Raw genomic sequence first — 18,824 nt, 5'->3', positions numbered from 1 at the left:
TCTATTCACTCTCTAATGCCTGATGGAGTTCGCATGTGGGACGTCATTGACTTATCGCGCTGGCAGTTTGCGCTGACCGCGCTGTACCATTTTCTGTTTGTTCCCCTGACGCTGGGGCTGATATTTTTGCTGGCCATCATGGAAACCCTGTTCGTGGTGACCGGCAAAACCATCTACCGCGACATGACGCGTTTCTGGGGAAAGTTATTCGGTATTAACTTTGCGCTCGGCGTGGCTACCGGCCTGACCATGGAGTTTCAGTTCGGCACTAACTGGTCGCTCTATTCCAACTATGTGGGCGATATTTTCGGCGCCCCGTTGGCGATGGAAGCCCTGATGGCTTTCTTTCTTGAATCCACCTTCGTCGGGCTGTTCTTCTTCGGCTGGCAGCGTTTAAACAAGTACCAGCACTTACTGGTGACCTGGCTGGTCGCGTTTGGATCCAATATCTCGGCGCTGTGGATCCTCAACGCTAACGGCTGGATGCAATATCCGACCGGTGCTCACTTTAATATCGATACCCTGCGCATGGAGATGAGCAGTTTTAGCGAACTGGTCTTTAACCCTGTCAGCCAGGTGAAATTTGTCCATACTGTGATGTCCGGTTATGTCACGGGCGCCATGTTTGTGATGTCCATCAGCGCCTGGTATCTGCTGCGTGGTCGCAATCGCGAGTTTGCCCTGCGCTCCTTCGCGGTGGGTTCCGTTTTTGGCACGCTGGCTATCCTCGGCACCCTGCAACTGGGTGACAGTTCAGCCTATGAGGTCGCCCGGCTCCAGCCGGTAAAACTGGCGGCAATGGAAGGAGAATGGCAAACCGAGCCCGCCCCCGCTCCTTTTCATGTCATCGCCTGGCCGCAGCAGGAACAAGAGCGTAACGCCTTTTCCGTGAAGATACCGGCCCTGCTGGGTATCCTGGCGACCCACTCGTTAGATACCCCGGTTCCGGGACTCAAAAATCTGATGGCGGACGCGCTCCCCCGCCTGCAGCGGGGCCGGGAAGCGTGGTTATTGTTGCAGGAAATCGCCAACGGCAAACGCACGCCTCAGGTGCTGAAGGCTTTCCACGCCGTAGAAAATGATCTGGGTTACGGCATCCTGTTGGCGAACTACGCGCCTGATATGAACCACGTTACGCCCGCGCAATATCAGGCCGCGCAACGCGGCGCCATCCCGCAGGTGGCCCCCGTGTTCTGGAGCTTTCGCATCATGATTGGATGCGGTTCTCTGTTGTTGCTGGTGATGGCGATTGCGCTGATACAAACCTTACGCTGGCGTATCGACCAGCATCGCTGGGTACTACGCATGACGCTGTGGAGTCTGCCGCTACCGTGGATTGCCATTGAAGCAGGCTGGTTTATGACGGAGTTTGGCCGTCAGCCGTGGGCGATTCAGGATATTTTACCCACCTGGTACGCCCACTCCGCGCTGAGCGCGAGCCAGTTGGCCTTCTCCATGGGGCTTATCCTTACGCTTTACACCCTGTTTTTAATTGCAGAGGTCTACCTGATGCAAAAATACGCGCGTCTGGGTCCAGATACGATGCGGGACCAACAACCGGCGCAACAACAGGGATAAAGGAGATAATCATGTTGGATTATGCAACGCTGCGGCTCATTTGGTGGCTGCTAATTGGCATCATTCTGGTGGCCTTTATGGTCACTGACGGATTTGATATGGGGGTCGGCTGCCTGTTGCCGCTGATCGCGCGTAACGATGACGAACGCCGGGTATTAATCAATAGCGTCGGGGCGCACTGGGAAGGTAATCAGGTGTGGCTCATTCTGGCGGGCGGCGCATTATTCGCCGCCTGGCCACGCGTGTATGCCGCCGCTTTTTCGGGATTTTATGTGGCGATGATTCTGGTGCTATGCGCCCTTTTCTTTCGCCCGTTGGCTTTTGACTATCGCGGTAAAATAGCCAACGCGCGCTGGCGCAGAATATGGGACACCGGGTTGGTTATCGGCAGTCTGGTTCCGCCTGTTATTTTCGGCATTGCGTTCGGCAACCTGTTTTTGGGCGTGCCTTTTATCCACACGCCGCAACTGCATGTGCAATACCTGGGCACCTTCTGGCAGTTACTCTCTCCCTTTGCCCTTTTGTGCGGCGCGTTAAGCCTGATGCTGGTTATTCTGCAAGGGGGCGTGTGGCTCCAGTTAAAAACCGATGGCATCGTTCGCCAACGCGCGCTGTCCGCCACCCGCCGCAGCGCAATGCTGGTGGTACTCTGCTTTCTGTTAGCCGGTTACTGGCTGTGGACAGGAATTGATGGCTTTGTGCTGCTTAGCCAGGATCCTAATGGTCCTTCCAACCCGCTATTAAAAGCGGTAACAACCTCGCCGGGCGCGTGGATGGCGCATTTTTATCAGTCACCATTGTTGTTGATTATTCCGCTAGCTGGCATGATTTTTCCAATGCTCACGATCTATGTCTGCGGGCAACGTCGGGCCGTGTGGGGATTTTTGTGCGCTTCCCTGACCCAGGCCTGCGTGATCTTCACCGCCGGAATCACCCTGTTTCCGTTTGTGATGCCTTCAAGCGTGCAACCCCTGTCCAGCCTGACGGTGTGGGACAGTACCTCCAGCCAGATGACGCTCAGTATCATGTTGGTTATTGTGCTGATTTTTCTACCGATAGTGCTGCTTTATACCGCCTGGAGTTATTACAAGATGCTGGGGCGAATCAAGGTAGAAACGATCCGCCGCCACAACCACGAACTTTACTAGGGAGGAATGCACAATGTGGTATTTGTTTTGGCTGGTCGGCATTCTGCTGATGTGCGCGTTCTCCACGCTGGCGCTGGTCTGGCTTGAGTCGCGGCAGAAGTAGTTTTGCAACAGGAGGGAGTGTCATACTGCCTCCTGTTATATTTATGGTACTCATTGCGTATTCTGAGCCAGATGTCTGGAATCTCAGTAAAAATTGAGCCTTACCACTACGTCCGCACTAAAAGGTCCTGTCTTAACGTCCTGACCCGATATCTTTTGTAAATTCGCGGTGAAATAATTCTTCAGGATTGAGTCTACCTTTACATCATCAATCTTCCATGCGGTATTAAAAGGAATATATTTTCCAGATGTATCTGAAATAGATAATCCTAACCCGTTATTTAAGTTAAGAGATCCATCAGCATTAATCCCTGGAGCTGCTGGTTCAAAGTACATATTGATACCAAATGGCGCGCTGACCGCAATGGTACAGCCTTTACTCTTCTGAATTAACGTTGTGAATTTCCTTTGCAGCTTCATTCCCTTTTCCATATCGCTGATTTTAACTGCACCAAAGTCAATGGTGTTGGGAGAGACAGCCACCTCCATCGTACAAGGTATAAAAGTAATGTCTGGTGTTGAGATTGATATTATCGATCTTTGAAGAAAATAATTATTATCAACAAGAAAATATATTGATTGGAAAGAACCGTTCAATAATGTTCCTTCAGGAGGTACTTTTCCTTTTGATGAATCTACTTTTATTTCCACCCAGACTGAGAGATTTTTTTTAAAGCTATTTCCCGTTGCCGTAGTAAAACCGATCACATTTTCTTGTTGACGATCATAAGGCTTACCGTCAATGTATATTGTTGTTGTAATTCCATTTTTTCTTGACAGATAAGAATTAAAATCAGATGTAGTTACTGCGGTAACGAATTGCCCATAAGTCTCACCTTCACAACTCAGATTAATAGATGTCTTCGGCGATGTGTAAAGTACTGTGCCATTTGGTGTATCAGCCGGAATAGACATCCGTGGCACACTAAGAAAAATATTTTGAGCTGAACCATTGAACTGACACCCTGCCGCATAAGCAAACGACAATGGTAAATATCCACTGCTGAAAACTAATAAAAACAACGCAAGTCTTGGCATTTCCCCCCCTCCAAAAAGTTGTGCATACCCATTTAATTTAAGTTTACTTCCCTTCAAAAACACACAGCATTTCCGCACAGCGATACGGATTTATGTGAAGCCCGCCAAAGTCATCTATATATCCTACATTCAATGAGTTACCACCAAATTTAACGTTAAAATCCAACGAGGAGAGTGGTGCTATCATAATACTGTCAAAACCAGGGAAGCTCCCTTTATTATCAGCACCTAAATACCCTAAGGTAATATAGTAGGGCGTCGGATTATTAAGCACCAGCTTACCATTTTGACGTGTTACCGTAACTTTTTCCTCTACGCGGTCGCTGGCTTTTTTCTTTATGCCGTCAGGACGATAAAATAACTTCAAACGACTCTGCAGGGCGATTTGCAGCACATTTTCCTTGTCGCTTTTCGGCGGGATTTCGCGGACGTTAAAGTAGAAAAGTGTCTCCCGGTCTTTAGCCAGAGAGGCAATAGCGGGTAATGCCATAATTCTGACCTGCGTTTTTTTCCCCGCATCAATTCGCTGCAAAGGTGGTAATGCCAGTAAATATGATTCTGAGCGTTTTCCATTGGCATCATCGATCCATGACTGTGCCAGATAAGGCTGTGTTTTACTTTGATTAGTTAACGTGACTGCCAGTGATTTATCAGAACCATCCATGATGATTCGGGTCCTGTCAATATTTACAGCCGCATTAGTAGTCCCTGCTCTTACCAGTAAAAGACCAACAGCAAGCGATGCCAAAAGTTTATAAACACGTTTAGATAACACAACTCATCTCCATTAATGGCAGGGTAATAACAATACGCCCGATGTCAGGTCCGAATGTTCAGGAAGCTGTAATTTGCACTGCCCCTGTGACCAGGCGACGCTGACATTATTGCGATCTTCATGGCTGATACCGGAAAGGTAGGTAAAACCCTGATCACCGATAATGCCCAGTACCCTACCTTTCTGGTTTTTTACCTGTGTACCGAGCGGTGGAAACGAACCATCAGCCAGTCGTATAGTTCCAATCAACTGACCGCCTTTTGTAGCCATAATCTTCTTATATCCGATGGCCCCTTCAGTCAGCACTTTACTAATGACATTACCCGACACGTTAACATCTGTAGGCAGGGCGGTAATATCAACAGCAATGTCTGAGCGTTCATAGCTTGAACCAGCCGGTACCACCGCAATACCAAAGCGGTTTGTCGTACCGTTATCATTATCAACAGGCACCCCCGCCACATCTCCGGTATCAATCATCAACCGCGGCTCATTTCCCGCCATATTTTGATGAAGCGCAGCGCCATAACGCGTAGCCGTGAAAGAGCCATACCAGTTCAGGGATAAGCTCTTATACTGCTGGCTCAGCATACTGAAGTTCGCATTACCCTGACCGTATGGCGTCATTGTTTGAATATTTCCGTTCAGTGACGTACCGTCCTGCTGCCCTTCATCATGCTGTTGACCGACCCCCAGGCTCCAGGAGGTTTTATTCGATGGCCGGTTATAGAGGGTTGCGGTCTGATTCATACGTCCATTGCTATCGTGCTGGATGCTGTAGCTGACCTGCCGTTGTGTATCCCAGGGCAAGGTTAGTGAAAGATAAATTTGGTTATCCTGTTCATTACGTAATGTGCGATTTCGCCCCAAAGAAAGTGAAGCGGTTGCTCCCTGAAAAGGACCAAGGTTAAAGATCTTATTCAATGAAGCGGTGTAGTTCTCACTGACATTACTGTTCCAGTAATTCTGATGACTCACGGAGAACAGAGCATTGAGCCCGAGTGAGCTGATGGATTGGTTAAACGTAAGTACATAGCTCTGTTTTTCGGACAGTGACGAGCCATAGCCATTCGAGCGGTCTATATACTGGCTCATCGTCATAAAGCTTTTTTCAGAAAAACGGTACCCGGCAAATGCGATTGTACTACCCGTTTTATCGAAGGTTTTGGCGTAATTAAAACGATAGCTGTAACCCGTTTGCTGAGGCTCGTTTTGTATCTTTGCTACAGACTGCGTGACATCAAATGACGCGGCACCAAATACCCCCATATTTTCGCCGATCCCCAGTGCCAGTGCGCGATAATCACCATCACTGGCAATAAAGCCGCCATAAAGGGATGTATTGTTAAATGCTCCCCACGTCATCTCGCCGGTTGAGAAAAGCGGCTCGACGGTGTGGCTGCTGCCAGCGTAGATCAGCGGTTTACCTGCCGCGGTTTTAAACTGAACGTTTCCTTTTCGGGTAAGAAACGGAACGCTGGCTGTATTCACCTGCCAGGTATGTACCTGCCCATTGTCTTCCCGAACGGTAACATCGAGATTTCCACGGACCGTTTCACTTAATCCAGGCACAACGAATGGACCCGCTGGTACCTGAGACTGCCAGAGAATACGCCCATTCTGGGATACGGTGACCTGGGCATGGGTTTGTGCTATTCCGGTTATCTGTGGCGCATAACCACGTAACGACGGGGGCAGCATACGTTCATCGCTGGTAAGTGATACTCCGCTAAAACGGAACGTATCAAAAATATCGGAGTTCAGATATGTTTGCCCCATCACCAGTCTGGCCTGGAGAGAAGGAACAGGACGAAAGAGGTATGTTTGCGGGAAAGTCAGTGATGACTCATTTTCCCCACTTCCCCTGATTGTGGTGTACTGGTAATCAGAACGTAAGCGCCATGCGCCAACATTCAATCCTGACGTACCGTATAAGCTGTAATTGCTACTTACATCTCCTTGATGTGGCATATAGCGGTTGCCAAGCAGGTTATAGTCAAAAATAAAACCGTTGACACCGTCCTCCCACTGGGAGGGCGGAGACCATTCATCATCCTGATATAAAAGGTAGGCCTGCGGCACCGTCACAGATAGAGTCTGGTTATCAGGAGAATAAACGACACTGCTGTCGGAGGCAGTAAGATTGACACACTGTGTTCCAGGGTAAAAGGACAGGTTATTTTTGACTTCATTTTTGAACGCTATCAGTCCAATCAATGACGGAGTCAAACAGGCAAAGCTGTTACTTTTATCATCATTTAAATAAAAATTAACAATCTGTTGCTCTTTAATCGTTCGGCCATTAAGGACAATATCTAAAATATATTCACCAGGCGCAATATAACCTTGTTGAGAATAAGCTGACAAATCGACATTCTTCTTATTATCAGCATCTAAAAGATGAGTATTAAACTCAACACTCCGTGCATTCACCATAGGAAAATAGATTGCCAGAAGCAATGCGAGATATGCAGGTCTAATACTCATATACAATAATCTTATATCTATTATTTAGAATAAATGTCTTGCCTGGATTTTGTATCGATAGAGATTACTTGTAATTCAATGCATAAGTAACATCAGCAGCAACTGTCCCCGTTACAACAGCCTGACCATTTTTTTCCAGACGCGCACCGAATTTCAGTAAATTATCGCCAGATGTCAGGCCATGCTCAGCCGAAGTAGTATTCGCTGACAGTGGAACATTTCCCGCCATAGTATCCATCAGACGAATACCTACGCCCTGGGCAGTACCCGTGTTTGCATACAACTCGGCATTGCTAGCATCTGCAGATCCTGCAAACTGAACGGTGACTTTAGAGAATGAAGGATAGTCGACGGTACCAGTACCGCTGCTTACGCCCGTATGTGCAGTTAGATCACAGTTTTGCAGATGAATTGTGATTGGCTGTGTGAGAGAATAACCAGCACCAGCTTCTAAAACTTTGTTGGCAACCTGACCTAATGGAACGTCTATATCCTCGTCTCCCGGAGCAATACTGCATGGAGAGTTAATCACGCTTCCCGTAAAGTGCAGGGTACCATGTCCATAATCAGCACCAACTGGGGCCGCTGCCCATGCACCATTTACCATACTGCCAGCAACGCAGGCCGATAAGATTAACTTGTTTACTTTATTCATTTTTCAGTCCGTTCATTTAGGCAATTTAGACAGATAAAACCCGACATACTGTTCTGCTTATCGGTCAACGGGGAGCGTAGTTCAGTTTGTGAAAAACCCGGCTATCAACCAACCGTCACTTCCTAGCATTGCTAAAAAGCCTAATCATTTTTTATATAATGTTTACAACAAGTAAAATCGATCTTTACGATCGACAATAACGAGTAAAGTGCTAAGCATCACGTCAGAAACCAATAAAAAACAAACAAAATTCATTTATAAAACAATAACATAGAAAAAATCATCATATTTCCTTTAATACACTATCTATCTCTATTACTGATGAAACCAGCCATTACAGCCTGGGCTATAAAACTACAGACACAGTAACCCACCCATGCAGAGGCCTTTTGTGACGGGATTTCTATGACTAAATTATTTGTAAAAATCACTGGAGCCTGTATCTATCTTTTTGATGTATATTGCCTATCTTATCGATTGATATTTTTTGCTTTTACCGATTGATATTTTTTGCTTTTAATATTATCCACACTGTTATCAGGACAATTTATGGAAAAAACATTTTAATTTTTAATGCACACGGTTCATGGTGTACTGATGAATAATATCCAACAGAAGCAGCTGGAAACGTTTTGGGCAGAAGTATTACATCGTTCAAAAATGCAATTAAGCGATATGAATGTTGGCAAATTCAATCAGTGGAGAAAAATTATTGGCGACAGAAAAATAAATCGATTATTAAAGCTAATGGAAGTATTACTCTCTCCAGATAATAATAAATTTGAAATTAAATTGATTATTGATTTAATTAATAATCAATTTAATGGACAACTTCTTTTTAGTTGTTTTAGAACAAGTGGCAGGATAATAGTAAAAGAAGGTATGAAAGGTGACATCTATTGCATGCCAGTTTTGTACGTTATTATTCGCCATTTAATTGATAGCATAAGTACAGACACAACAGAACATAGCGAACAAAACCTGGACATTGACTTAAAACAAATGTTTACATCCAACCCCATTAATATAACCCTACCCAAAAATCAGTCAATATAAAAACTTAACAAATTATAACGATTTAAACACTCTCGCTGTCTTAAATAGGATAATAGCATGAAAAACGAATCACTCAGAAATATAAACTATCACAATGTAATTATACCTGACAGCGTTTCACAATACTCAAAGCAACCACTATACATAATTATTGCTCTATGGTGTCAGCAACAAAAAAAATGGGTGAATCGCAACGACATTGCTAAGGCTTTTGCGATGCCTAAACGAAGGGCCTCTTTCCAGTTATCATATATAATAAGTCGCCCTAACTCTATTCATTTTCGATCACGACAGCAGATACAGCCAGGAATGCGCCATCCATGTAATGAAATATGGGTGGAACGCGTCATGATCGAATCAGTCAAGAACAAGATAAAAAAGTCGCCCCCATCAAATGCAAAACCCCGGAGAACTATTATGGGATCTTATCGTTCACGAGTTGGAAATGGTATGTCGGGTAACAACGATATATGGCATACCCTTGTCATGATGCGGAATACAAAAATGGGGGGAGAAGATGAATAATATTAGCTATAGCGAATTTCTGATCGTATATGCACTACAATGGCCTGAAACTTATGCAATCGAGGAGTTGTATAGCCAGGTATTTCCCGATACCCAGATTAAGACCTGCTTCTCACCACAATCACTCGTAGAATTATTGGAGGTGTATACCACTGCGCCAGTAATTCTTGGAATACTTCCACATGAAAGTATTCTGTTATTATCCAGATTATCTCCTCATCTACAGCAACGACGAATACTATTTTTCGGTCAAAAATTTAACTATGCCGATCGCGTAGTTCCACTCTACTTTTTCCCGACAGATATTGAATTTATTGAATATATGCATAAAACACCAAAACAAATCATCCCGATGTTATCAAGCCTTATCATTTCAAAACTTGATAGCTCTGATATTATTAAAAAATATCGCCACCCTATTCCATCAAATACTGATGATTTAATTTATCATGTCAATAGCTATATTTACCAGACACTTTCAAATTATGGAATAGGAAAGCAACCGAGAAGAGTATTACTCTTGCTGGCATGTGGTTTATCAGTGAAAAAAATTGCGCAAATATTAAGCATTAATATAAAAACAGTAAGTTTATATAAACTCAAAGGATTTCATCATTTAGGAATGGGAACAAGTAGCTATGATGTTTATCGTGGTGTTTTTGTGAAATCTATATTACAACAATACAAACCAGATGATAAACGCAATCAAAAAAAGGAGCTTCCAGCTAACCGCGCCAAAAAAGAAAATAGCCGAAATCTACTATTTCTTATTCAGATGCTTGATCATGAGATTGACATAGGTGAGCATTTTCAGTGAAAACCCTCATTTCAGTCGAAATGGTACTCCCCTGAAGGCTATATTGGGGAGTCGCCTTTAAATGACCTCAAACCTGCTCCTTTCCATCAGCTCACCAGGACGTTTAATCTGCCGTCTCAGGCTATCGAAATTACGCTCATTGAGCCACATATCGTAGACCGGTCGGAGTGTCGGGTACTCACCGTCAATGCCTCGGATCTGTCTGTTCTTGCATGTTTTTTACATCATCCAGGAAGGCGTCAAAAGTTTCAAAAGGCCATGCCGCCAGATATGTCTAGTCACGAAAATCGCTCGCTTTGCAGTACGCTTCATAACCATACTTTGCATGGCAAACAACATTAAGACGTTCTGAACAAATTATTATTTAAATAACCTGAGCCAGACGACGTATCCCATCAACAAGTGCCTCTGCCGGATGATTTGCAAAACCAATCAAAATCCCCTGTCGGGTGATATCTCGCTGGTAATAACGGCTCAGTGATAGTATTCCCATCCCCAGTGCTCTGGCTTTTTCCTCGACATCATTTCCGGTCAATCCGTTTTGTAGCCAGCACACAATATGAACGCCAGAGTCAGAAGGCTGAACAATCATTTTATCAGCAAGGTATTCTTGAATAGCATTGACCAGCGCAGTTCTTCTTTCATAACACGCCTTGCGAATTCGACGCACATGACTGGCATAATGCCCATCCTCAATAAAACTCGCCATCATTGCCTGCTCAAGATAGCTGGTGCCGAGATCTGTAAAATATTTCGTCACCATAATCTGTTGTTGCAAACCTGGCGGGACAACTAAAAAACCTAAACGGAACTCTGGATACATCATTTTCGAAAATGTACCGGCATAAATAACCCGTTGATTATCATCTAATCCCTGCAATGCCTGTAAAGAGCGATCGGCATAGCGGAACTCGCTATTATAATCATCTTCAAATATCCATGCCTGGTTTGACTTCGCCCATTCCAACAGCTCAAAACGCCGGGATAAATTCAATGTTCCACTTAATGGATATTGATCCGACGGGACAACATAGGCCAGCTTAGCGTCAGGGAAATGATCAATACCATAGCGGACGTTCATTCCTTCGCTGTCTACCGGTACCGGCCTCACCATTGCGCCAACAGACATAAAAGCCCCTCGTGCGCCTTTGTAACCCGGTTCATCCAGCCAAACTTCATGGCCTGTCGACAGCAGCGCTCGTGCGGTAATGTTCAATGCTTGTTGGATACCATTTACGATGATTATCTGCTCTTCGTTACAGTTCACTCCACGCGTTGTTTTGATGTAACGACAAACCGCTTTTCTCAAAGGAAAGTATCCGCAAGGGTGAGTGTGGGCCCCCAATTGGTGCCGGGATTGTCTCCAGATCCGTTGCAGTAATTTGCCCCATAGTGCGTGCGGGAAGAGATCCGTACAGCCAACACCAACCGCAAATAGACGGTTCATGCCGCGCCCTTCATACTCATTTGACCATAAATCGCGCACAGGATTATTTTGGCCATTTACCTGTTCATCAGGCGCGACGACTTCCCCCGACGCTATCATTGGATAGCTATTGCTGATACTCCGATCCGGAATATTGTGCGCAACGTAGGTTCCAGACCCTTTCCGGGTCAAAATATACCCTTCATCTAATAGCCTGTCATAACCGGCAATCACTGAATTTCGTGAAATTGCCATCATCTCGGACAACGCCCGGGTTGAAGGCATCTTTGTTCCTGTTGGTAATCGGCCTGCAAGAATGTGTTCACGAAGAGCATGATAAACCTGTTCCTTCACGACACCTTTTCCTAAAACAAATCCTTGAAATAAAGGTGCATTATTTTTCTTCATTGTATTAACCTTTATGCTAAAAGTGGATCCTATCAATAGGTAAAAAGTGTCTCTTTACCAGAATTTATAAAGCCCCTAGGATCATACTCCTGAGACATTATTCTTATACAATATCAGGAGAAATATATGAATAGCAAAAATACTATTACTATTGCAGCTGCAGAACAAGAAGATTACTCCAGCTGGCTTCCTTTATGGATAAACTACCAAACATTTTATCGTACTAAAATTTCAGATGAAGTAACGAAATTAACATGGGAGCGTTTTCTGACGCCAGACGAACCAGTTTATTGTGCAGTTGCCAAATATGATGGTAAAATTGTGGGCCTGGTGCATTATGTTTTTCACCGTTCAACCTGGGCAGAATCAAACTATTGCTATCTCGAAGATCTATTTGTTAGCGAAGAAGTGCGCGGTCAACATATCGGTAAACAGCTGATCGAGTATGTTCAAAAGCAAGCCCAAAAAAACCATGCGTCAAGATTATACTGGCACACGCATGAAACCAACCTGCGTGGACAAAGACTGTATGACTGGGTTGCCAAAAAGAGTGGGATGATTGAATATCGTATGTGAGAGAAATAATACTTTTCACAGACGTTAATCATTCAGTTTAAAAAAAATCAAAGATTAGCCTCTGAGTAGATATACTCAGAGGATGTACTGATAACTCATCACCCCGGTCTTAATTCGATGAAGAAAGAACGTTTCACAACCCTTCGATGTGGGATGGCAGGTGTCCATGCGGTATCTGCCGATACGTCCTTCCGGTTTGGGCGTCATACTCATGATCAGTTCGGCATTGGCTTAATCGTTCGTGGAGCTCAGGTTTCGATGAGCGGGCGCGGTAGGGTAGAAGCTGTAGTGGGGAATGTGATCACCGTTAATCCTGGTGAAGTCCATGATGGCTCACCTTTGGGAACAGAAAGCAGGTCGTGGCGCATGCTCTATTTCGACCCCACCGTTTTGTCCGGCGCCATGCAAGCTCTGACGGAAAGTCGCTCTGGCTGCGTTGAGCTATCCAGCCCAGTATTTCGTAATCGTGAGCCTGCAGCCCATTTCTCAACACTCTTTCGAATTCTGACGGATTCCCGCGGCGGGCACAGCGAAATTGAACAGGAAGAAACCCTGCTCTTTTTACTGGCAGGCTTACTCGCAAGCCCGCGTATTGAGAAAAAAGGCGTACCAAAATCAATTATCCTGGCAAAGGAGCGTATTGATGATGACCCCTCATTACCGTTATCACTCCATGAGCTTTCAGCTCTGGGAGGCGTGAGTCAGTTTCAGCTACTACGCGCTTTTTCTACAGTCACAGGGCTTACTCCACATGCTTATCTTATCCAGCGGAGACTGCAAAAGGCGAGGCAGCTTATCGCTGGAGGAATGTCTCTTACTGATGCCTCCTATACCGCCGGTTTTGCAGATCAAAGTCATATGACGCGACTTTTTGTTCGTACTTATGGCATAACGCCCGGCGCCTATGCTGCAGCGATAAAGTAAGCTGCAATTTTATTCAATACACCAATCGTGACACTCGGCATGCTGCTGGAAACATTCCGGAAGAGAGATTTGCCAATGTCACTATTCTACCCTCCCATCATTCGTAATCATGTTGAACGACTCTACACTGGAATAATTCATGCAGATGGCATTATTTCCCGTACCAACCTCACTGCGCAGACTCAGTTGCCCCGTTACATCGAGTCCGAAGTAAAAGTCTGTGGGGGAAATTCATTATGACGCTTGAGTTTCTCCTTACCACTCTCATTATCGTGGCATCTCCAGGGACTGGCGTACTCTATACTGTCGCCACGGGCATTTCAGATGGTGCTCGCGTAAGTATAATTGCTGCATTGGGTTGCACGCTGGGTATTGTTCCGCACATATTAACAGTTATTACAGGACTGGCTGCAATACTGCATACTAGTGAAATGGCCCTTCAGATAATTAAATATTTGGGCGTAGCATATCTGCTTTATATGGCATGGAAAACGCTTAATGAAAATAAAAATCTGAATATGGCTAGTAAAACTAAAAAACAGAGTTTAAGGCAAGTTATAACCTCAGCGATACTTATCAATCTACTCAACCCCAAACTCTCCATGTTTTTCCTGGCATTCTTACCGCAGTTCGTTATTAAAGGTGAGATCTCACCTGTTTCTCAGATGATGGAGATGAGCCTGATTTTTATGGTTATGACTTTCTTTGTTTTTACCGTATATGGAATTAGTGCAGCCAGCATACGCCAGCATGTGGTTGCTAATGCTGCTGTGCAACGTTGGGTATTGCGTTTCTTTGCTGTTGCGTTTGCCGGGCTTGCCGTTAAACTGGCATTGATGCAAATCTAGACGTCAGATGAACTCATGATAAATAAAATCCAATAGTTAATTTTCCAAATAAAAACCAGTGATAAGCAAATTCTCAAGCATCAATAAGGTAAAGAGCCGGTATGGCAACGATAAAGGATGTTGCAGAGTTAGCAAGAGTATCCACTGCAACCGTTTCACGCGTTATTAATCAAACTGCATGGGTTGAACCGGTGACGCGTGAGCGTGTTGAAAAAGCTATGCGCGAGCTGAATTATCATCGCAATGCCGCCGCAATTGCATTAGCGAAACGCAGCGGGGACATGCTCGGGTTATTGACCGGCAATCTTGCCGATCCTTTTTTTGCCAGACTTGCCCGAGGCGTGGAAGAAGTATCACGCCAGCAGCAATTTCGGCTGATGGTATGCAGCGGTGGCCACGATGAAGGAATGGAAAAATCCGGGCTCGATTTCCTGATCAACCAGGGCTGTGAAGCTATTGTGGTCCATGCCAGTAGGCTCTCCGAAAAAGAACTGTTGCGATATGCCGCGCATTTCCCGGCCATGGTCGTCGTGAATCGCTATATTGCCGGGATGGCCAATCGCTGCGTATGGCTGGAAAATAGTCAAGCAGCTAAAACAGCCACGCTACATCTACTGGAACAAGGACACCGTTGTATTGCCTGCGTGACAAGTGATTTACCGATTATCGATCGTCGTGAGCGGCTGGAAGGCTATCAGCTGGCGCTGGCCGAATATGGCATTACGCCAGATAAAAACTGGGTTATTAGCGTCCCCTTCAATGAAGAGGGGGGCGAACGCGCTGCGCATCAGTTGCTAAATTGCGGCATCCCTTTCACCGCAGCGGTGACATTTAATGATGTGATGGCCGCCGGGATTATGCGCATCCTTCATCAACAAGGAATTACCCTTCCACAGCAGCTTTCAATCGTTGGGTTCGATGATGTGGTGATGGCGCGCTATCTCTATCCCGCGCTGACAACAATGCATTACCCCGTTGAACGGATGGCGCGCTGTGCTTCGCACCTGGCGATACAGCTTTTTAAGGGCGCAACCCAGCGTCCCAGTGTGAATAGCTTCACTGCGGATCTGGTGATCCGCGATTCTGTTCTTCCCCCCGTCATCAATGCGTAAATCGTCAAGCCCCTGAATTGTGATCGACTTCAAGTTTAACGTTCTCATGTAATCGCTTACATGAGGGCCAATGAACGATCACAGTCAGGCCTAAGGGTGTTCTCTACTCTTGAACGACCTTACAGACTGGAGATTCATGAATGAATGCCTCTCAAAATCAGAAAAAAACGCTCTCATTTGGACTGGCAGCGATCCCTATTTTAGCCATGCTCCTGCTATTAATTATTGGCTACGGCATTATGGGGTTACGCATTGAACCTTTGTTACTGTGCTCTGCCGCTGTCGCCGCAGGGATGGCCTGGTGGCAAGGGTATTGCTGGGAAGACATCATTAATTCGGTGGTCGATAAACTCGCCAAAGCAATGCCGGTTATTATGATTCTTATCTGCGTTGGCGGCCTGATTGGAACATGGATGTTTAGCGGCACCATCCCTTATATGGTGTACTGGGGACTTAAACTCATCAGCCCCGAATACATTCTCATCGCCGCCTTCTTTTTGACCAGCGTCGTATCGGTATGTACCGGAACCTCCTGGGGTTCAGCCGGAACGGTGGGCGTAGCATTGATGGGGGTTGCCGCCGGACTGGATGTCTCGATGGCAGCGGCTGCGGGAGCCGTTGTTTCAGGTGCTTACTTCGGCGACAAGATATCGCCTCTGTCAGACTCAACTAACTTTGCGGCCATTGTCGCAGATACTACCCTTTTCGAGCATATTCAGCACTTATTGTGGACCACAATTCCCAGCTTTCTGCTTGCAGCCGTGGTTTATTTAATTGCGGGCCACAGCAATATGCTGGGCGAGGTCGCCACGCCACAACGGGTGACCGATATTGTCAACGCACTGGAGTCGCTGTACCACTTCAATATCATTCTGATTTTGCCGCCAGTAATCGTTTTATGGGGGGCGATTCGTAAAAAACCGGTCATTCCTTTAATGCTGAGCGCGTGCGTATTAGCCCTGATTCTGGGCGTTGTGATGCAGGGACTTAGCATCAAGCAAGGACTGGATGCCTTTATCGATGGCTTTAATATTACGATGTTCCCGCAAGGGAGCGAGGGCATTATTGCGGATGTACCACGCCTGCTTAACCGTGGTGGAATGTTCTCAATGATGAGCACTATCCTTCTGGTATTTTGCGCATTCTCTTTTGCCGGGGCTTTAACGTTAACGGGGGCGCTCAACATTCTTATTAACCGCCTGTTGACCGTCATTCACAGTGTCGGTCAGCTAATTGCGGCGACCATTGGAACCACCATTCTGGTGACAGGTGCGACAAGCGACGGCAAACTCGCTCTTCTGGTTCCAGCTGAATTATTTAAAGACGCTTACCGTCGTATGGGACTGGATACTAAAAATCTATCCCGCACTATTGAAGATGCGGGCACAGTTATTGAACCGCTATTGCCGTGGACCTCTGCCGGAGTCTATATGGCAACGACATTAGGCGTGAGCACGCTGGATTTACTGCCATGGGCAATTCAGTGCTATGCCGCAATCTTCTTCGCCTTGATTTATGGTTTTACAGGAATCGGTATCGCAAAAGCGCCATCAGCGGCAGGTACAGCTAAAAAAATTACGGCAACAGAATAGGGAGAGCATGTAATGGATTTTAATAAGGTTATCGATCGCCACAATACCGGTTCGCTGAAATGGGACTTTATGACGCGATATTTCGGCGAAGATACACATGAACTGTTGCCAATGTGGGTTTCTGACTTTGACTTTGCTTGCCCCCCTGCCGTTCAGGAGGCTTTAACACTCCGCGTCGGGCACGGCATTTTTGGTTACAGCGAACGCCCACAAAGTTACTTTGATTCATTAAACTCATGGTTCTCCACCCGCCATCAACTGGAAATAAAGCAGGAATGGGTCTGCAGCATTGAAGGCGTCGTTCCGGGGTTATCTCTACTGGTGCAAATGCTGAGTCAACCCGGTGAAGGCGTGGTCGTTCAGGGGCCGTACTACGGGTCATTCGCCAAAATTATCACTCTGAACGGCAGGCAGCTCCTGGAAAACCCATTATCTGAGGATCCGGTTACGGGTTATCAAATGGATTTTGTGCACCTGGAAATGTTATTCCGGACTGAACGCCCACCGTTGATGATTTTATGTAATCCGCATAACCCAACTGGCCGTTGTTGGTCTGCGCAGGAGCTGGAACAGTTACTCACCTTATGTGAGACCTATAATGTTACGTTGCTGTCTGATGAAATATGGGCTGATTTATTACTGCCAGGGAAAAAATTTACTTCAGTTCTGCATCTGGGAGCGCGCTGGCATTCGCGCGTTATCTCTGCCACCTCCGCCAGTAAAACGTTTGGTTTGTCGACACTACGCATTGCTAATTTTCTGATACCGGCACCGGCATTGCGTGAACACTTTTTACGCCGTCTGGATGCCCATGGGCTGGATGTGTTCAATGCGCTATCCGTCGAGGCAAGTACGGCAGCATGGCAGCATGGCGCGCCCTGGTTAGACGAGTTACTCGATTATCTGGCTGAAAATCGACGCTGGTTTATTCAACAGATTAATGAATATCTCCCGTGGGCTCGGCTTGTTCCTTCCCAGGGTACGTATCTGCTGTGGATCGATTGCAAAGCGCTTGGACTGGATGATGAGCAACTCAAAGGGGTTATGCTTGATGTTGCCGGTATTGCGCCTTCAATGGGAAATAGCTTTGGTTCGGCTGGCAAAGGTTTTATTCGCCTGAACATGGGATGTCCACGCGCCTACCTCGAAAAAGCGATAGCGGGGTTGAAGCGTATTACAGTTTAATCTTCCTGCAAAAATAAAGTAAAAATCCCCGCCATCCGATGAGGATGCGGGGACATTCACAAAATCATAGAGAGCTAAAATTACTTAGCTCGCCGATATCATGCTTAAAGGTCTTTTATTTCGTCGTCCGGTAGATGACATTGCGTAATAAAAGCATTCAGCGTTTCGATATCCGGCAGTGCGGTCAGCGCCCCCTTGCGGGTTGTCGCGAGCGCTCAACAATTGATCTAGCCCCCTAAGTTCTCTCGTCATTGGGTGTATATTTATTAACCACCCCTCTAACAAAAGGAACGTTGTATGACAGAGCATGAACGGTTTTGCCAGGCCTGCGGAATGCCAATCTCCGGTAGTGATGCCAACGTTGCCAGCAATCAATATTGCACCTGGTGTAGTGATGCCGACGGTAATTTGAAATCCTGGGATGAAGCCGTTGCAGGTCTGGCGGCGTTTCTCGACTCATGGCAAAAGGTCGGCCCGGAAGAGGCGCGTATACGTGCTAAGCGTTATCTTACAGCGATGCCCGCCTGGGCGCATAAGGCGGATAACCACTGAGCCTCCTGGCATCATGAATA

The 18,824-nt window shown here is 46.1% G+C and carries 18 protein-coding genes; 13 read left to right on the top strand and 5 right to left on the bottom strand.

Going from position 1 to position 18,824, the window contains the following annotated elements; translation table 11 throughout:
• The first annotated feature begins 33 nt into the window (after nt 1–33).
• Genes appC through cbdX form a run of 3 tightly spaced genes read left to right on the top strand, consistent with a single transcriptional unit; the run spans nt 34 to nt 2,829 of the window.
• On the top strand, nt 34–1,578 hold the full coding sequence (gene appC / locus OOJ59_RS00590; RefSeq protein ID WP_069323887.1) for a cytochrome bd-II oxidase subunit 1: 1,545 nt from the start codon (nt 34–36) through the stop codon (nt 1,576–1,578).
• An 11-nt stretch (nt 1,579–1,589) separates the two neighbouring features.
• A complete protein-coding gene (gene appB / locus OOJ59_RS00585) occupies nt 1,590–2,726 on the top strand; it encodes a cytochrome d ubiquinol oxidase subunit II (protein ID WP_121528641.1) in 1,137 nt (378 codons plus the stop codon).
• A gap of 13 nt (nt 2,727–2,739) precedes the next feature.
• On the top strand, nt 2,740–2,829 hold the full coding sequence (gene cbdX / locus OOJ59_RS00580) for a cytochrome bd-II oxidase subunit CbdX (RefSeq protein ID WP_069323885.1): 90 nt from the start codon (nt 2,740–2,742) through the stop codon (nt 2,827–2,829).
• An 83-nt stretch (nt 2,830–2,912) separates the two neighbouring features.
• On the opposite strand, the gene OOJ59_RS00575 is transcribed toward cbdX, so the two are convergent.
• From OOJ59_RS00575 to OOJ59_RS00560, 4 genes are all read right to left on the bottom strand, one after another.
• Complete coding sequence (locus tag OOJ59_RS00575; RefSeq protein WP_121528640.1) at nt 2,913–3,866, bottom strand: fimbrial protein; 954 nt, start codon at nt 3,864–3,866, stop codon at nt 2,913–2,915.
• A gap of 43 nt (nt 3,867–3,909) precedes the next feature.
• Nucleotides 3,910–4,641, bottom strand: coding sequence for a fimbria/pilus periplasmic chaperone (locus tag OOJ59_RS00570; RefSeq protein WP_085047694.1), 732 nt, complete (start codon nt 4,639–4,641; stop codon nt 3,910–3,912).
• 12 nt (nt 4,642–4,653) lie between these two features.
• Nucleotides 4,654–7,122 (bottom strand): fimbria/pilus outer membrane usher protein, encoded by a 2,469-nt coding sequence (locus tag OOJ59_RS00565; protein ID WP_268063341.1) that lies wholly within the window; start codon nt 7,120–7,122, stop codon nt 4,654–4,656.
• A 70-nt stretch (nt 7,123–7,192) separates the two neighbouring features.
• Nucleotides 7,193–7,783 (bottom strand): fimbrial protein, encoded by a 591-nt coding sequence (locus tag OOJ59_RS00560; protein WP_087856452.1) that lies wholly within the window; start codon nt 7,781–7,783, stop codon nt 7,193–7,195.
• Nucleotides 7,784–8,380: 597 nt separating this feature from the next.
• Here OOJ59_RS00560 and OOJ59_RS00555 point away from each other — a divergent pair.
• From OOJ59_RS00555 to OOJ59_RS00545, 3 genes are read left to right on the top strand one after another with little or no spacing between them, the layout of a single operon-like run.
• Nucleotides 8,381–8,839: a hypothetical protein gene (locus OOJ59_RS00555; RefSeq protein WP_223229535.1), complete on the top strand. Its 459-nt coding sequence runs from the start codon at nt 8,381–8,383 to the stop codon at nt 8,837–8,839.
• A 57-nt stretch (nt 8,840–8,896) separates the two neighbouring features.
• A complete protein-coding gene (locus OOJ59_RS00550; protein WP_121528638.1) occupies nt 8,897–9,364 on the top strand; it encodes a CaiF/GrlA family transcriptional regulator in 468 nt (155 codons plus the stop codon).
• Nucleotides 9,357–10,181 carry a LuxR C-terminal-related transcriptional regulator gene (locus tag OOJ59_RS00545; RefSeq protein ID WP_193156911.1) on the top strand — a complete coding sequence of 275 codons (825 nt, stop codon included), beginning with the start codon at nt 9,357–9,359 and terminating at the stop codon, nt 10,179–10,181. Before OOJ59_RS00550 ends, OOJ59_RS00545 begins: the two co-directional genes overlap by 8 nt.
• 364 nt (nt 10,182–10,545) lie before the next feature.
• Here OOJ59_RS00545 and pdxR read toward each other — a convergent pair whose 3' ends face one another.
• Entirely contained in the window at nt 10,546–12,015 is a 1,470-nt protein-coding gene (gene pdxR, locus OOJ59_RS00540; RefSeq protein ID WP_121528636.1) for a MocR-like pyridoxine biosynthesis transcription factor PdxR, read from the bottom strand.
• A gap of 126 nt (nt 12,016–12,141) precedes the next feature.
• Between pdxR and OOJ59_RS00535 the strand changes: the two genes are divergently transcribed.
• From OOJ59_RS00535 to OOJ59_RS00505, 7 genes are all read left to right on the top strand, one after another.
• Complete coding sequence (locus OOJ59_RS00535) at nt 12,142–12,591, top strand: GNAT family N-acetyltransferase (RefSeq protein ID WP_038637894.1); 450 nt, start codon at nt 12,142–12,144, stop codon at nt 12,589–12,591.
• Nucleotides 12,592–12,708: 117 nt separating this feature from the next.
• Entirely contained in the window at nt 12,709–13,515 is an 807-nt protein-coding gene (locus tag OOJ59_RS00530) for an AraC family transcriptional regulator (RefSeq protein WP_121528635.1), read from the top strand.
• Between the two features lie 236 nt (nt 13,516–13,751).
• Complete coding sequence (locus OOJ59_RS00525; RefSeq protein WP_085047701.1) at nt 13,752–14,363, top strand: LysE family translocator; 612 nt, start codon at nt 13,752–13,754, stop codon at nt 14,361–14,363.
• A gap of 101 nt (nt 14,364–14,464) precedes the next feature.
• A complete protein-coding gene (locus OOJ59_RS00520; RefSeq protein ID WP_038637887.1) occupies nt 14,465–15,475 on the top strand; it encodes a LacI family DNA-binding transcriptional regulator in 1,011 nt (336 codons plus the stop codon).
• A gap of 140 nt (nt 15,476–15,615) precedes the next feature.
• Nucleotides 15,616–17,067 (top strand): Na+/H+ antiporter NhaC, encoded by a 1,452-nt coding sequence (gene nhaC, locus OOJ59_RS00515; protein WP_038637884.1) that lies wholly within the window; start codon nt 15,616–15,618, stop codon nt 17,065–17,067.
• Nucleotides 17,068–17,079: 12 nt separating this feature from the next.
• On the top strand, nt 17,080–18,252 hold the full coding sequence (locus OOJ59_RS00510; protein WP_121528634.1) for a MalY/PatB family protein: 1,173 nt from the start codon (nt 17,080–17,082) through the stop codon (nt 18,250–18,252).
• Nucleotides 18,253–18,549: 297 nt separating this feature from the next.
• Complete coding sequence (locus tag OOJ59_RS00505; protein ID WP_038637880.1) at nt 18,550–18,804, top strand: zinc ribbon domain-containing protein; 255 nt, start codon at nt 18,550–18,552, stop codon at nt 18,802–18,804.
• Nucleotides 18,805–18,824: the final 20 nt, after the last annotated feature.

This window comes from Citrobacter sp. W9 (assembly GCF_026719375.1).
Taxonomy (GTDB): Bacteria; Pseudomonadota; Gammaproteobacteria; order Enterobacterales; family Enterobacteriaceae; genus Citrobacter; species Citrobacter werkmanii.
The sequence above is the reverse complement of the archived record's forward strand: the minus strand, read 5'-3'. Positions and strand labels throughout refer to the sequence as shown.

What these genes read in the sequence shown, in the direction of transcription:
- appC (WP_069323887.1), top strand. Translation starts at nt 34, where the DNA reads ATGTGGGACGTCATTGACTTATCGCGCTGGCAGTTTGCGCTGACCGCG.
- appB (WP_121528641.1), top strand. Translation starts at nt 1,590, where the DNA reads ATGTTGGATTATGCAACGCTGCGGCTCATTTGGTGGCTGCTAATTGGC.
- cbdX (WP_069323885.1), top strand. Translation starts at nt 2,740, where the DNA reads ATGTGGTATTTGTTTTGGCTGGTCGGCATTCTGCTGATGTGCGCGTTC.
- OOJ59_RS00575 (WP_121528640.1), bottom strand. Translation starts at nt 3,866, where the DNA reads ATGCCAAGACTTGCGTTGTTTTTATTAGTTTTCAGCAGTGGATATTTA.
- OOJ59_RS00560 (WP_087856452.1), bottom strand. Translation starts at nt 7,783, where the DNA reads ATGAATAAAGTAAACAAGTTAATCTTATCGGCCTGCGTTGCTGGCAGT.
- OOJ59_RS00555 (WP_223229535.1), top strand. Translation starts at nt 8,381, where the DNA reads ATGAATAATATCCAACAGAAGCAGCTGGAAACGTTTTGGGCAGAAGTA.
- OOJ59_RS00550 (WP_121528638.1), top strand. Translation starts at nt 8,897, where the DNA reads ATGAAAAACGAATCACTCAGAAATATAAACTATCACAATGTAATTATA.
- OOJ59_RS00545 (WP_193156911.1), top strand. Translation starts at nt 9,357, where the DNA reads ATGAATAATATTAGCTATAGCGAATTTCTGATCGTATATGCACTACAA.
- pdxR (WP_121528636.1), bottom strand. Translation starts at nt 12,015, where the DNA reads ATGAAGAAAAATAATGCACCTTTATTTCAAGGATTTGTTTTAGGAAAA.
- OOJ59_RS00535 (WP_038637894.1), top strand. Translation starts at nt 12,142, where the DNA reads ATGAATAGCAAAAATACTATTACTATTGCAGCTGCAGAACAAGAAGAT.
- OOJ59_RS00530 (WP_121528635.1), top strand. Translation starts at nt 12,709, where the DNA reads ATGAAGAAAGAACGTTTCACAACCCTTCGATGTGGGATGGCAGGTGTC.
- OOJ59_RS00525 (WP_085047701.1), top strand. Translation starts at nt 13,752, where the DNA reads ATGACGCTTGAGTTTCTCCTTACCACTCTCATTATCGTGGCATCTCCA.
- OOJ59_RS00520 (WP_038637887.1), top strand. Translation starts at nt 14,465, where the DNA reads ATGGCAACGATAAAGGATGTTGCAGAGTTAGCAAGAGTATCCACTGCA.
- nhaC (WP_038637884.1), top strand. Translation starts at nt 15,616, where the DNA reads ATGAATGCCTCTCAAAATCAGAAAAAAACGCTCTCATTTGGACTGGCA.
- OOJ59_RS00510 (WP_121528634.1), top strand. Translation starts at nt 17,080, where the DNA reads ATGGATTTTAATAAGGTTATCGATCGCCACAATACCGGTTCGCTGAAA.
- OOJ59_RS00505 (WP_038637880.1), top strand. Translation starts at nt 18,550, where the DNA reads ATGACAGAGCATGAACGGTTTTGCCAGGCCTGCGGAATGCCAATCTCC.